15 protein-coding genes are annotated in these 14274 nt (G+C 54.8%); 4 read left to right on the forward strand and 11 right to left on the reverse strand.

Going from position 1 to position 14274, the window contains the following annotated elements:
• Positions 1-34: 34 nt before the first annotated feature.
• Entirely contained in the window at positions 35-322 is a 288-nt protein-coding gene (locus PV433_RS15250) for an SAV0927 family protein (protein WP_332072938.1), read from the reverse strand.
• Between the two features lie 213 nt (positions 323-535).
• Here PV433_RS15250 and PV433_RS15255 point away from each other — a divergent pair, with 213 nt between their 5' ends.
• On the forward strand, positions 536-955 hold the full coding sequence (locus PV433_RS15255) for a DUF1885 family protein (protein ID WP_332073079.1): 420 nt from the start codon (positions 536-538) through the stop codon (positions 953-955).
• A 90-nt stretch (positions 956-1045) separates the two neighbouring features.
• Here PV433_RS15255 and PV433_RS15260 read toward each other — a convergent pair whose 3' ends face one another.
• Together PV433_RS15260 and PV433_RS15265 are read right to left on the reverse strand one after the other, a co-directional pair.
• Complete coding sequence (locus tag PV433_RS15260) at positions 1046-1342, reverse strand: DUF1292 domain-containing protein (protein ID WP_190926333.1); 297 nt, start codon at positions 1340-1342, stop codon at positions 1046-1048.
• A 92-nt stretch (positions 1343-1434) separates the two neighbouring features.
• Positions 1435-2046 (reverse strand): stalk domain-containing protein, encoded by a 612-nt coding sequence (locus PV433_RS15265; protein ID WP_332072940.1) that lies wholly within the window; start codon positions 2044-2046, stop codon positions 1435-1437.
• A gap of 301 nt (positions 2047-2347) precedes the next feature.
• Between PV433_RS15265 and PV433_RS15270 the strand changes: the two genes are divergently transcribed.
• Positions 2348-2509: an aspartyl-phosphate phosphatase Spo0E family protein gene (locus PV433_RS15270; protein ID WP_190926329.1), complete on the forward strand. Its 162-nt coding sequence runs from the start codon at positions 2348-2350 to the stop codon at positions 2507-2509.
• A gap of 104 nt (positions 2510-2613) precedes the next feature.
• Here the strand turns inward: PV433_RS15270 and PV433_RS15275 are convergent, their stop codons facing one another.
• From PV433_RS15275 to PV433_RS15285, 3 genes are all read right to left on the reverse strand, one after another.
• Entirely contained in the window at positions 2614-5106 is a 2493-nt protein-coding gene (locus PV433_RS15275; protein ID WP_332072941.1) for a putative bifunctional diguanylate cyclase/phosphodiesterase, read from the reverse strand.
• Positions 5107-5360: 254 nt separating this feature from the next.
• Positions 5361-7712 carry an FdhF/YdeP family oxidoreductase gene (locus PV433_RS15280; RefSeq protein ID WP_332072942.1) on the reverse strand — a complete coding sequence of 784 codons (2352 nt, stop codon included), beginning with the start codon at positions 7710-7712 and terminating at the stop codon, positions 5361-5363.
• Positions 7713-7980: 268 nt separating this feature from the next.
• The gene (locus PV433_RS15285) at positions 7981-8175 is read right to left on the reverse strand and encodes a hypothetical protein (protein WP_332072943.1); all 195 of its coding nucleotides are present in this window, start codon (positions 8173-8175) and stop codon (positions 7981-7983) included.
• A 265-nt stretch (positions 8176-8440) separates the two neighbouring features.
• Between PV433_RS15285 and PV433_RS15290 the strand changes: the two genes are divergently transcribed.
• On the forward strand, positions 8441-9196 hold the full coding sequence (locus PV433_RS15290) for an MBL fold metallo-hydrolase (RefSeq protein WP_332072944.1): 756 nt from the start codon (positions 8441-8443) through the stop codon (positions 9194-9196).
• A 78-nt stretch (positions 9197-9274) separates the two neighbouring features.
• On the opposite strand, the gene PV433_RS15295 is transcribed toward PV433_RS15290, so the two are convergent.
• The gene (locus PV433_RS15295) at positions 9275-9520 is read right to left on the reverse strand and encodes a DUF3892 domain-containing protein (RefSeq protein WP_332072945.1); all 246 of its coding nucleotides are present in this window, start codon (positions 9518-9520) and stop codon (positions 9275-9277) included.
• A gap of 178 nt (positions 9521-9698) precedes the next feature.
• Between PV433_RS15295 and PV433_RS15300 the strand changes: the two genes are divergently transcribed.
• Positions 9699-10964 (forward strand): ATP-binding protein, encoded by a 1266-nt coding sequence (locus PV433_RS15300; protein WP_332072946.1) that lies wholly within the window; start codon positions 9699-9701, stop codon positions 10962-10964.
• Between the two features lie 179 nt (positions 10965-11143).
• Here the strand turns inward: PV433_RS15300 and PV433_RS15305 are convergent, their stop codons facing one another.
• From PV433_RS15305 to PV433_RS15320, 4 genes are all read right to left on the reverse strand, one after another.
• Positions 11144-11587, reverse strand: coding sequence for a GNAT family N-acetyltransferase (locus PV433_RS15305; RefSeq protein ID WP_332072947.1), 444 nt, complete (start codon positions 11585-11587; stop codon positions 11144-11146).
• Positions 11588-11693: 106 nt separating this feature from the next.
• Entirely contained in the window at positions 11694-12488 is a 795-nt protein-coding gene (locus tag PV433_RS15310; RefSeq protein ID WP_332072948.1) for an ABC transporter permease, read from the reverse strand.
• Positions 12472-13275 carry an ABC transporter permease gene (locus PV433_RS15315; protein ID WP_332072949.1) on the reverse strand — a complete coding sequence of 268 codons (804 nt, stop codon included), beginning with the start codon at positions 13273-13275 and terminating at the stop codon, positions 12472-12474. Before PV433_RS15315 ends, PV433_RS15310 begins: the two co-directional genes overlap by 17 nt.
• Positions 13272-14270, reverse strand: coding sequence for an ABC transporter ATP-binding protein (locus PV433_RS15320; protein ID WP_332072950.1), 999 nt, complete (start codon positions 14268-14270; stop codon positions 13272-13274). Before PV433_RS15320 ends, PV433_RS15315 begins: the two co-directional genes overlap by 4 nt.
• Positions 14271-14274 lie beyond the last annotated feature (4 nt).

Raw genomic sequence — 14274 nt, forward strand, 5'->3', positions numbered from 1 at the left:
GGCCCCTCTCCGTTTTGGTGTCCGATCCGAACCCTTAATATTGATCCTTAATCGACAAGGTAGGAATAAATTGCTTCATCAGTACCGATACTTCCTCCGCTTCGGCGGTTGTGAGCTGGAACGCTTTTTGCAGATAAGTCAAATTATCGAGATCGTCATAATCGAGAAGAGTCGAACGGTTCGTTTGCATACAAAATACGATCGGTTTGCCGAAAAAGGCGTTCGTATACACAATTCCGAAATCGTAGCGTGCCCGATCGGAAGCATAGCCGATAAATTGCACTTGAGCTTGCTCGGACGTATCATACAAACGTTCAAACATGAGAATCACGCTCCATTCGTTTGAATTTTCTGAATATTTATAATATTTTACAGTTACTATACCATCCTCCTCGCCAGTTTGACAATGATAAATGTATCCGTCTCGTCCCGGATAAGGGATTGGTGCATCCGCCGGCGTCAGCGGATATTGTCAATAAAGGGATGAAGTGCTATGATGGTCATTGACAAACGGAACGACAAGGGCGGTGTAACGATGGCGCAAAGCGCTTACATTTATTTGGTGGACGGATCGGCCGCATCCACCCTGACGCTGGACGAACTGAAAGACCACCTCGGCCGTTACCAAGAGCAAACCGGGCTAACGGGCCGTCAGCTTGGATGGGACTATGCCGGTTCCGCGTTTCCTTATTCGATTGAGACGAAGCCGGAAGGCCAGGGCAAATGGTTTTACTTGAAAGGCAGCAATCCTCTGTATAAATACATATTGTTCGGCGTCGGCACCCAAACCGAAGAAGAGAAAGAAAAAACGTACATTCAAGTGACGCTTCCCGATGACGCGACGCACGGCGACAAGTCCAAAGGCAACGAATTGTGCAAATATTTGGCGCGTCACTTAAAGGCCGAGCTTCGGCTGTTCAACGGCCGGACAATGTACTTTAATCCGCGCAAGTGATAGAATCACGTTCCCTCTGTCCGGCTCTGCTCTTCTAGCAAAACCAAAAAACCCCCTCTGCACTGTGCAAAGGGGGTTCTTTCCGCTATCTTATGCCTCGGTTTCCGATTCTACGATCTGCTCGTATACTGCCGTAACGTGCTCCCACTCGGCATCGTCTTCGATGTTGACCAGGAAAGACTCCTCGCCTTCTTCATCGATCCGGAAAATGATGCTGTCCGATTCCGGGTCGTTGCGGTCCAGCAATACGGCGTACGCTTTCTCTTTCGTTTCAAACGTATATACGATCACCATCTCGTGTTCGTTGCCGTCTTCGTCGGTTAAAATAAATACGTCTTCCTCATGCTCTCCGCAGCCGCAATTTTCGTCGTGCTGATGGTCGCTCATGCAAAACCCTCGTTTCATCGATTGAATTTCAAACCCATCCTATCGTACCATGTTCCCTATCGACGGTCAATGAAACGAATGGCGCGCGGAGCTTACTGGGAAATGATTTTTTTCTCAGAGACGACGGCGTAATCTTGCGATTTGTCGATCTTGATTTTAAACTGAATCTTATAGGTGCCGGACGCTTCAAAATGCACGGCTTCAAGCGGCCAAGTATACCAGAAGCTCTCCTTGCTTTGTTCCATCGGCACTTCCGTCGTCCGGATCACGTCTCCGGCCGGAGACACCAGATCGATCTTGAACGCATCGATCGGTGTAGTCAAGCTGTCGACCTGCGCGGATACGACAAAATCCAGCTTTTTGCCGAGCGGTACGGCTCCGAACGGCGTTTCGAGCGAATCTTTCTTGCCGAGCTTCTCGGCGACGAACATATGTACATTCGGTTTATACATATTAACCGTCTTCGCTGAATCGTCCCACTGGACGACGGCCTGAAGCGAATCGGATAAAGCACGAAGCGGCAGCACGACGCGGCCGTCGATCATAAACGCAGGAACATCGCCATCGGGCACCGCCGATCCGTTTACCTGCACTTTTACTTTGTCAAAACCTTTATAATCTCCCCACGGGGAGCCAGCGTATACGATTCCTGCTCCAAGCACGACTAATGTTGCTGTTAGTGCGGCAAGCCGCTTCACCTTCATGCGATTACCTCCATCAAACGTGTTGTTCTGAATCGTTATACTCGCACGTCTGCAAAAAGTTGCGGGAAACCGTCACAAAAGTTTGCCGGCCTTATTAGAAATCAGCTGCAAGAATCGTTTGTTTGTTCTATGATATGGATGACTGATAGAGCTTTCTATGAATTGGTAAATATTTTATTCTACATGAACCCCAAGTAGTTTGTAAACAAAAATAAACCTGCACGGAATGGTGTTACACGATCAATAAAAATCATGTAAACTGATACAGAAATATACATCAGAAAGAGGAAGCGGAATCAACATGAATCATCTGACGGGCCTTCAAGTCGAAATCGACCTGTTAAAAAAACAACTTCTGCGCACGGCAAAAATATATGAATTCAACTTCGGACATCCTCAAGTACTGGAAATAAGCCAACAGCTGGACCAATTAATTGTCAAAGTCATGCGGTACAGCCGCTAAGGATCCTGCAGCCCGGTTTCCAATATTCTGCGGTTCTTTTTCAGCACCACACTTCCCTGCTGATTCAATTTCTATCATTCGCCGAGCTGCCTGGTAGACCGGCATTACCGAAAACGGCTTGCAATCACACCCGCCGTTTCCGGCTTGGATACGATATACCCTTGAATTTCACCGCAACCGATCTGCTTTAAATATTGGAGCTGCTCCTCCGTCTCCACTCCTTCTGCAACTACACGCATATGAAGCTGCTTGGCAAGCGTTACCGTCGAAGCTGTGATCGCCGAGTCTTTCAGTCCGTGCGGAATGTCTTTTACAAACGTGCGGTCTATTTTGAGCCCGTCGATCGGCAGCTTCTTCAAATACGTGAACGACGAAAATCCGGTTCCGAAATCGTCCAGCAAAATGCGTACGCCGAGCAAGCGCAGGCTCTTTAGGATGTGCAGCGTCTCATCCAGGTTTTGAAACACCCGGTTTTCCGTAAATTCCACCACGAGCTGATCGGCATGGAGCCCGCTCGCGGCAAGCAGCTCCGACACTTTGTCGGCCAGCCGGCCCCGCCACTCCGGATGCAGGCACAAGTTCACCGATACCGGAACGTTCCATCCGAGCCCGTCCTTCCAGCCCTTCATCTGCCGGCATGCGGCCGCAAGGGTGTATTCGTCCATCCGGACAATCAGTCCGCTCTGCTGGGCCACCTCCATAAAGTCCGCCGGGTACAGAAGCCCGCGTCTCGGATGGTTCCAGCGCAGCAAAGCTTCAACCCCCGCCAGCGTCCCGCTCTCCGCTCCGACTATCGGTTGATAGACGACATGGAATTGGCCTTTGTCCAGCGCGATCCGCAGCTCGTTCTCCAGATTCAGCTTCTGCTGCACGCCGCCCTTGTCTTCGTTGTCGATCAGCTGGACATTGTTTTTGCCGTTGGATTTGACCTGGTACATCGCCGAGTCCGCCTTCTGGAGCAGCGTGTCGGAATCGGTTCCGTCGCCCGGGTACAGGCTGATGCCGACGCTCGCCGATACGAACAATTCCTGCCCTTCGAATACGAACGCCTTGGACATCTCGTCTACAAGCTTGCGCGCCACGTAAGCCGCGACTTGCCGCTCTGACAGGTCAGGCAGCAATATAATAAATTCGTCCCCGCCCACCCGGGACACCGTATCGCTTTCCCTGAGCCGCGAGCGGAGCCGTCCGGCGATCGCATGAAGCAGCATATCGCCTGTCCGGTGTCCGAGCGTATCGTTAATATGCTTGAATCCATCCAGATCGATAAACAGAACGGCCAGCATCCCCCCTTGCCTGCTCGCGTGGGAGATCGCCGTGCGGAGCCGGTCCTGCAGCAGAAACCGGTTCGGCAGTCCGGTCAGCGCGTCATAATACGCCTTGTGCCGCATCTGCTCTTCTTCCAGCTTTCTTTCGGACATCGTCTGGTCGAAGGAATCGATGACTCTGTTAAACGCCGTCTCCACCTCGCGCAATTCATCGCGGGCATGCAGACGGACCCGTGCCGATAAATCCCCGGAGGCGATCCTTCGCGATACGCGCTTCAGTTCGGCCACCGACCCGATAACCGTTTTGTATACGGCCGTGAACAGCAGAATCGACGCCAGCTGGCCGGCTATGACAAACAGAACGACGACGATTTTGCCGGATTTCAGACGGGCAGCGCGCTGCTTCAACGTATCGTCAAGCAGCCTCGAATATTCCGCGTATACGTCATATACTTTCTTAACCGCCTCTCGGGAGAGGGAGTCGAGCTGCTCCTTGTCCAAACGAGTCAAGCCTGCTTCGAAAGCAGGGGCCGGCCGCTTGGCGGATAACACGGCAAATGCAGATACAGCGCTTTCCAAAGCCTGGTTCAACCGCTGCTGCGTTTGCGGCTCGGGAATCTGCTTAAGGGTGCCTTCACGCAATTGGAGCAATTTCGAGACGGCTTCGTCAGCCGGCTGCTTGACCCGCGAACTTAAGGCTTCAGCGCCGAGAGACAGCTCGGAGGCGGCGGCCGTACGCAGATCATCCGCCTGGCTGATGACGACCGGCAGCTTCGTCAGAGCCGCTTCCGCCAGCCGTGCCGTCGCCGGGTCCGCGCTATGACCGAGCCCCGATCGTTCGGCGGTGCGGATCATCATCGCGTAGATCACGCTTAGCGCCTTCGAGTGGGCGGAGACGGCTTCCGCCGGACTCATGGCCGTTTCCGCACGTGTGGATTCGTTCCAGTAGGCGGAGACCGCTCGCCAGTCCTCGGTCACGCTATCCGGAGCATTCGTTTGGCGAAGCACGTGTCCCAGAGCAGCCAGCTTCGTATCGATCCCCGCCTGCAGCTCCTTGCGCTTCTCCTGTACAGCTGCTGGATCGGCTGAGACACGTCCGGCAAAATCTCTATGGATCTGGATGTCGCCGTACAATTGCACGAGCGCATCATGAACGAGCAGACTTTCCCGACCGATTCGCATCCGGCGGGAGTCGTCCTCGATATCCTGAATCCAATACACCGCCAGCAGGCTGAACGGAACGATAACTGCAAGCGCCATCAAATACAGCTTTTGTTTATATTTCATTCGCCCCATCAAACGAACGAGCGGCTTCATAAGTAGATTCATGTCCATAACCTCAGCACATTCTAATCGCAACTCCAATATATTCCACGTGATCTTTCCAATTCCTGCATGAAATTCATCGATCTTCGACAAATAATTAGACTAAAGTCCTGCATGACAAATAGTTCCAACGACTTATCCGGTTTTTCGACCAAAAGAAAAAGCCCGGCGATGACTTCACCGGGCCGTTCCATCTATATCATTTAGAACCATTGCCCGAAGCATTCGGCCGATTGCGGCTCTTATGGGGGAGCCTGCTACTCCGTTCCGATATCCAGCTCGGCAATTCTCCGCTCGGCATACCGGGTGTCTTTAAAAGCGAAAAACGTCTCCGCCTTCTCGATAATAACCGCGCCGTTGTATTCCGGAATTCCAGCATGAGGCTCGTAGACGCCGACCGGAAACAGCACATTGCCTTCCGGCCAAAACACCTCGACATTGCCCGGCTTGATCTCGGCGAATTTGGCCCGGCCGTACATCGTACCGTTCCGGTTATAGACCACGATCGCTTCGCCCTCGGCAATTCCCAGCTCCCCGGCGTCCGATGCGTGCAGCAGCACGTCGTCGCGCCTGGCCGCATTAAACGGATCGATACGGCTGTATACCATCGAATTGAACTGCTTGCCTCTGCGGGTCGTGACGTACAGATGACCTTCCGGCTTGCGCAGCTCCGGGAGTTGGATGGGCAGAAGCCGTCCCTTGCCGTCCGGCGTAGGGCTGATCCCGTCCTCGCACAGCCATACGCCGCCCCATTGGAAAACGTCCCCCGCCTTGGACAGATGCTGAATCCCGTCATAATACGGAACAGCCTCCGCGATCTCTTCGCGAATGTGCTGTACGGAGCGGAAGGCGATTTTCGCTTTGTGCTCGGGCTTGACCCTCCCCGCCAAATCGACGAGAATGTCCCATTCCGCCCGGGCTTCCCCGATTCGCGGGCCTTCGATCTCCGGGCTGTAATAAACCATCCGCTCCGTGCTCGTCGACGTTCCGCCTCCGGGCTGCTCGTAACGCGTCATCGCCGGCAGGACGATCACTTCCTCACGGGCGTCCGCAAGCGTCGACGTGTTCAGAATAATATCCTGATGAACCCGAAGCTCCATACGTTCCAGACAGGAGCGGATAAACTCCGGCTTCGGCATCGTCTCGAGGAAATTCCCGCCGCTCGTATAAAAGACACGGGTACGTCGCTCGTGCCCTTCCGGCAATAGCGCGTTCTCCAGCGACAAGCCGACGATATCCCCGGACCAAGCAGGAATCGGGAACCCCCACAGCTTCCCGAAACGATCCCGGCTCTCCTCGTCGATCGGCCCTCCTCCCGGCAAGGACATCGGCTCGGCGCCCATCTCACCGGCGCCCTGTACCCCGCTATGCCCGCGAATCGGCATCAACCCGCATCTCTCCCTGCCGATAAAACCGCGGAGCATCGCCAGGTTGGCGATCTGCGATACGTTGTCCGTACCGAACCGGTGCTGGGTTAAGCCCATGCTCCAGACGAACACGCCGGTTTGGGCCGACGCCAGTGTCTGCGCAAACTCGCCGATCTGCTGTCGGGCCAGCCCGGAGCTTTTCTCCAGCGCAGGCCAGCTCAATGAAGCGGCATGCTTGCGAAGCTCTTCGTATCCCGTCGTATGTTCGTGCACATACTTCCGGTCGATGGCGCTTCCGGGGCGGTCCTTCTCCAGCTCGAACCAATATTTCATCACCCCGTTCATCAAGGCGATATCTCCCCCGATATGTACCTGGACGAAATCGTCGACGATTTTCGTCCCGAACAGGGCGCTCTCCGGAATCGACGGAATCCAATAGTTCTCCATCGCAGGCTCCCGGTACGGATTCACCACGATAATCCGGGTCCCGGCTTTCTTGGCGGCGTACATATATTTCGTCGACACCGGCTGGTTGTTCGCGGCTACGGAGCCCCAGAACACGAGAACATCGGTGCCGATCCAGTCTTTGTAGCTGCAGCTTGAGGCGCTTATGCCGAGCGAGCGCTTCAGGGCGGTCTTGCTCGGCGAGTGGCATATACGCGACGCGTTGTCGATATTGTTCGTGCCGAGGAACCGCGCCACCTTCGAAGCCGTGTAATACACTTCGTTCGTAATGCCCCGCGCGGTCCAATACATCGCGAGCTGCTTCGGGTCGATGCTGCGTATTTTGGCCGCGATCCGCTCCAGCGCTTCATCCCAGGTGAGGCGCGTAAACCGGTTTTCCCCTTTCCTCCGGATCATCGGATACGGGATACGGCCCAGCTTGCGAAGCTCGGCGCTGTCCATCTCCCTCAACTTCGAGACATCCTCGAGCCAGCGGGGCTCGATGGCCGGCATCGTATTCAGCCGGAGCACGTTCAGCCGGGTCGTGCACAGATGCGGGCCGGTCAACGTCCGGTCCCGCAGTCCGGATACGCCCAGCGCGCATCCGTCGCACACCCCTTGTGTCAGAATACGGTAGGCGTACGGGAGATTGTCGCGATTGTCGTAAACCGCTTTCAACGTATCCCAAATGTGGTGCGGCTTCACTTTGCCGAGACCAAGCGGTGCAGGGCTTACCCACAGCGACGGCTTCAGCCTCGTATCCAGTTTCATCGGGCCGGAATGTTTCGTTTTGCCCACGGCACACCCTCCGTTCCTCGATTTTCCATACGATTATGATACCATGGAACCGCTTCCGTGGCATCCCGGGATATCAAAAGGAACAAGGGAGGCCGCAGATCTGATTCGTCGTCTGTGCCGTTGCACCCTCCCGCACATACGAAGGCGGCGAATGGACCGCAAGGAACGATCCGCTCGCCGCCGGATAACCGCTTGCCTTGGCCCTGGACTGTCAATGGCCGGAGAGGCAGCGGCATAAACGTATATCCGTATCCCGAACGGATTACGGTCACTTGAAATAACGGGTGAGCACGCAAGGAACGCCTCTGCCGACTGCGCCGGGCTGCTTCATCCGTTCCATATACCGGATGCCCCGCGCGCACTGATGCTTGCACACCGCGCATACGTCGGAAGTTACAAATTTGTAATGAGCCTGCGTCCTTCCCGAGGACGCTTGTTTTTTTACTTTTTTCCCCGCCATCATTTTTCCTCCCGCGCGCTTGTCGACCCGTTGCCTGATCGCCTTGTATACTATGCGGAAGAGGATGAACAAGACTCCGCCTCTGTACCGGGGGTACGTTTATTTGCGGAGCGGGGAAGCCGCAGGCATACTGAAAAATTTGTCGAAAATCCGTGATCAACTCCTTTCCATTTGACAGGAAAAATGATACATTTGAAGCAATATGTCCTCAAATGACGTGCGCATGCAACGTTTATTCGAACAAGCCGAAGGAGGAAGCAGAAACTATATGCGCATCGATATCCAGATGATCGGGACGGGCTCGGCCTTTGCCAAAAAATATTACAACAACAACGCGCTCGTAACGTGCAACGGGTATACGCTCATGATCGACTTCGGCATTACGGCACCGCTTGCGATGCATGAGCTGAACGCCCCGCTTGACAGGATCGACGGCGTGTTCGTCACACATCTGCACGCCGATCATATCGGCGGCTTCGAAGAGCTAATGCTGCGATTGAAGTTTCAATACAAGAAAAAACCGGCACTCTTCATCGAAGAACAGCTGATCGGCCCGCTGTGGGAGCATTCCTTGAAGGGCGGTCTGCAGTACGGCGCGGAGGAAGACCAGTCGCTCGACCAGTTTTTTGACGTGATTCCGCTGAGAAGCGGGGTTCCGCATCTGATCCATCCGGGCTTTACGATTGAGATTTTGCCGACCACGCATTTCCGGAATATGCCGAGCTACGCTGCTATTTTGAATAATCAGCTGTTTTATAGCGGAGACACGGTGTTCGATCCCGAGCTGATCCGAGCCGTTCACGAACGGGGCTGTACGTATCTGCTGCACGATTGCCAGCTGGAAGGACACGGCCTGGTACACGCCACGCTCGCCGAGCTGATGACGCTGCCCCCTGATATTCAGAAGAAAGTATGGCTGATGCATTACGGAGACGATATGGACTCGTACGTCGGTCATACCGGGCTGATGAAGTTTATACTTCAGCGCAAGACGTATTCGTTCCCGACCGATGCCGCCATCTGAATGAATAGGAATAAGTAAACGCCAAAAAAACCGGGCCTAGAGCCCGGTTTTTCCATGCTGTGGTGAACGATATGTTTTTCAGAACGTAGGGAGATTGTCGAGATTGTTGCTCGGATCGCCGTCGGCGTCTCCCCGAATATACGTTTCGCCGTCTCTTCCTTTAAATGCGTTGACGCCGGCGATCTGGCCGCCCTGCACTTCCGTCAAAGCCTGCTCGTAGTTCAGCGTACGTCCGGTCGACGTTTGGAAGGCCGTAATGTCTCCGTCCCCGTTTTTTTGCACGGCTACGAACGTTTCTCTTTCGTTATTCGAATTGGAGTTCATTTCCTCCGCCTCCTTTTTTTGATTTGCCAATCCTTATGTAACATTCCCGAATCCTGCTATTTTATTAGAACTTTAACGTTTCTTGAGGAAATCTATAGAATGTCCGTGTACCAATAGCCGGATCGGAGTGGTATTGTTGTGTTGGTATACCTCTTAACATTAAGACGGAGGTAATGTTATGCTGTTTGGCGTACTCATTGCCGTTTGTTCCGGGTTGTTCATCATCAGTTCAGTAATCGCCCACATCGCGGACAAACATAAACGCGTCGCCACCCCCGACAAGCCGCCTCATCGTGAGCCGCTCGCCGGACTTGTAACGTACGACGTGTTTCATCGGCATATGGACGGCCTGCTGCGCGAGCCTTCTCCGGTCCTGACGGCATTGATCGATTGCAACGAAACCAACATGCTGGAGCAGTCCCAGCCCGATCCCGAAAGGGCTCGGCTGCCCAGTCAAATCGCCGGGCTGCTGAGCGTTTCTTTCTCGGACAAAGCGGTTATTACACGTTACGGGGACGGCCGTCTGGCCGTTGTATTCGGAAGAGGCGGAGCGGCGGAGCTCGAATCGGTACGCCGGTTTATCGAATCCGAAATTTCGAAGCTGACGGGCTTGCAGCTTTCATACGGATTTTCCTCATCTCCGGACGACGGTACGACCCGCGAGCAGCTTCTCGCCAAAGCGGAGAAAAACATGATTGCGATGAAGCAGGACATCTGGATGAAGAGAGAAGTGATCATCGCCCGTTCCGAGCGGCTGCGAATCGTCGGCGAGCTCGCTTCCGGGATGGCGCATGAAATCCGCAATCCGCTAACGACCATTAAGGGCTTTTTGCAAATCTCCCGTTCAAACGGGTACAACATTGAGCCCTGGTATAACATGATTATGGAAGAAATTGATCGAATGTCCGAGCTTACGGCAGAGTTTTTGCGATTTTCCAAGCCAAGCGCCACTCATTTCGTTCTGCAGCCCGTCCATACTTGCATTCAAAGAGTGATTTCGCTGACCGAATCGGAAACGACCCGTCTCGGACACCGGCTAGTATACGAAGCGTCTCACCCGTCCATCCAGATTTGGATGGACCCGGACAAGCTCGTCCAACTGCTGCTCAACCTGATCAAAAACGCGATCGAATCGATGCACGAGCAAGGACAAGTGACGATCGCGCTTAAGCAGTCGGGAGCCTTTGCCGTCGTGGAAGTGAAGGATACGGGGACCGGGATTGCGCCGGACGAGCTGGACCAGATTTTCCAGCCGTTCTATACGTCCAAAGATACGGGAACCGGGCTGGGGTTATCGATCTGCCATAAAATCGTCCAAGATCACGGAGGGTTGATCGAGGTGGAAAGCGAGCTGGACAAAGGTACAACGTTCCGGATCTCGCTGCCGTTGCCGGGCGTGCCGGAGGCGAACCGCACGGCGGACCGTTCGGAAACGGACTTGTAAAGCCGTCCCCGAAAAGCCTTGCCAGGATGCTTAGTTCGCTTCGTTCGGATGCCCTGAAGGAAGCCGACCGTATTTCCCGCTTTAGCACGGAATGAAACTTGGACATTCCGCCGCACGACTTCAAAGGCGCCCCGTTCACGGAGCGCCTTTGAAGTCTGCCTTGCCCTAGCGACCGTCGTCTAGACGATCGTTTTGGTCATCCTCACATGAAGAATGCCTGCATCGTAAAACAGTTCCTCGGACACCGCCTCGTATCCGAGCCGTTCGTAAAAGGGACGCGCCGTTACTTGAGCATCCAGCAGCGAGCGGGAAAACCCGAGTTCACGAGCCAACTTCTCCAGAGCCTCCATCACGATACGTCCGTAGCCTTGCCCCCGCAAGGCGCTTCGGACCGCCACCCGCTGCATCTTGGCCGTCTGTGCGTCGTAGCGGATCAGCCTCGCCGTCGCCGCCGCTTCCCCGTCCGACAGGATCAGAATATGCCGGCATTCCGTTCCAAGCACATCCCACTGATCCACCTCGAGCTCCTCGGGGACCGACTGCTCCTTGACGAACACTTCCCTGCGCAAGTTCAGGCACATCTCCAGCTGATCATTATTTTGTACCGTTATTGTGTCGATCATGGTCATTCCTCTTTCTGCAGCAACTTGTTGGGGTCTAGAACCGATTATACCAGATCGGGATCGCCCGGATCGAACTGCCATGGGGTGGCAAGTTAGAGGGCTCGCTTCAGCCACGCATCGACATCATATTGCCCGAGGAGTACCGTCTCAACCCCCGGTAGAAAACAAATACGCCGACGGCGGTGACCAGCAGCGCCATACCGGCTGCCCCGGCCAGAAACGTCCATTTCACTTCCCGGAGCAAGCCGATCGGCAAATAGCTGATGAAGCCTGCAGGAATCACCGTGAATAAAACGAGCCTTCCCAGCCCCCGGAATATATCCGTCGGGTAAGTGGAAAAGGTGACGAAGCCGATAAACACCTGTTGCCCGATTCCTTCAGCGTTGCCTATGTAGAAGGCGAGCGACTGGGCGATTACATTAAAAAAGATGAAGATCGTCGTCGCAAGAGCGAGGCCGAAGCCGAATTTCAGCAATCCCGCGAGCGTATGGTCGCCGAACAACGCATACAACATCAAGCCGAAGACAACGTCGCCGATGGCGGAGACGGACATCCGGCTGATCAATACGTGCAGCAGCACCGGCTTGGGCTGGGTCAAATACGTATCCAGCTGGCCGTTCGCAATAAGCGTGGACATCGCATAGCTGTTGCCGAACAACACGGCGGACAACCCGAAACCTCCGGCGCTGACCGCCCACATCATCATGACGTCCTGCAGCTCCCAGCCGTTGACGACCGGAAATTTGGTAAAATAAACGCCCCAATAAAAAATCCAGACTACGTTGTTCACCACCATCATGCCTGCCGTCAAAAAAAAGCTCATCCGGTATTCCATCGCTCCGGATAAATTAAGCTTCCAGCACGCCCACACAAACTTCAGCAAATTAGCCGCCGTTGACATTCAGCTTCCGCACTCCTTTCCGGTAGACGAGCCCCGCTCCAGCCGCCAGCAGGACGACCCAGCCCCACTGCACCGCGATCATCCGGACCAGCTCCTTCGCATCGGGCAGCACCGCCGTCTTCGCCGCGAAATAAGCAATCGTCTGGAACGGCAGCCACTCGCTGACGCTCCTCAAAGCATCGGGGAACATCTCCAGCGGCAGCAGCATGCCTCCTACCGTAAACAGCAGCTTATTGTAGACAAAATCAAGCCCCCGCGTCTCCTCCACCCAGAACGCGCATAACGCGATCAGCATCGCCATCAGGAAATTGACTGTAAAAGCCCCGATCATAACCGCCAACATCATCGGCACGTTCCAGCCAGGCCAGCTCCAGCCGAACCAGATCGTGGCCAGAGCCGAACCGAGCAGTAAATTGACGACAACCCGGACCGCCGCTTCACCCATGTAGCTGCCGTAATGCATAAGAAGGTAGCTGGCCGGCCGGATCAGTTGGTAACCGATGTCGCCGTTTTTCACTTCGGCCTCCACCTTCGCGTTCAGCTTCGGCGAAGCCAATATGATCGATTCCGCGACAACCAGATACCAGATCATCTGCTCGAACGAATAACCATTGATGCGGCTCTCCCCTACGCCCTCGAAGGTGACGGACCACAGTTGAAAAAAGATGTAAAGAATAACGAGCAGAAACAGGGAACGCATCAGAAAATCCAGCACGTACGCGAGATGATTCCGCACCGTCATTCGGGCGTAGGCCGCGTACTTCGCCGCTTTCCGGACTACAATCACGGCAGCGTCCCCCTTTGCGTATGGCTTGCGTATATATGCGAGATGACTTCTTCCATCGGCGGATCTTCGATCGTCACGTCGTCGAGCCGGTAGCGCCCGACGAGTTGCGCCAGCACCTCCTCGATCGACGTCTGCGACGTATCGACCGACAGCTTCAGCCGTCTGCCGGATCGCAGCAGCTGCTCTACGCCCGGATACGGGAACGGCTCGGCTTCTTCCCGCAGCGTGAGATCGATCGTCTTGCGGGTCAAATACAGGCGCTTCAGGCTGGACACTTTATCGTCCAACACAATTTGCCCGTGATTGATAACGATCGCTCTGCTGCACAGCTGCTCGATATCTCCGGAGTCGTGCGACGTGAGAAATACGGTCATCCGCTCCGTTTCGTTCATTTCGCGCAGCATCTCGCGGATTCGCTGCTTGACGACGACATCGAGGCCGATCGTCGGTTCGTCTAGAAAAACGACACTAGGCCGGTGGAGCAAAGCCGACGCGATCTCGCAGCGCATCCGTTCGCCGAGCGACAGCTTCCGCACCGGGATATCGATATACGGTCCCAGCTCGAACCGTTCGATCAGCTCCGAGCGCCGCTTCTTATAATCGCTCTCCTCCAGCTCGTAAATCCGTCTCATCAGTTCGAACGTATCCGCGGGTGGCAGATGATACCACAGCTGCGATTTTTGCCCGAATACGGAACCGATCCGGTAAGCCAGCTTCTTCCGTTCCTTCCACGGACACAGTCCGAGCACCTCGGCAAAACCGGCCGTCGGGTGGAGAATGCCCGCCAGCATCTTGATTGTGGTCGATTTGCCTGCGCCGTTCGGGCCGAGAAATGCCAAAAACTCCCCCTTCTCCACCTCGAAGTCGATCGGGCTAACGGCTGTCTTCTCCGTATATTCCGGTTTAAACAGCGCCCGCATACTGCCCCCTAATCCTGCTTTCTTCCGCTTTTGACTAAACCGCTTCGTCAGTCCTTGCACCCGGATTGCTTTCACAGCC

The organism is Paenibacillus sp. GYB004 (genome assembly GCF_036577605.1).
Taxonomy (GTDB): domain Bacteria; phylum Bacillota; class Bacilli; order Paenibacillales; family NBRC-103111; genus Paenibacillus_AB; species Paenibacillus_AB oceani.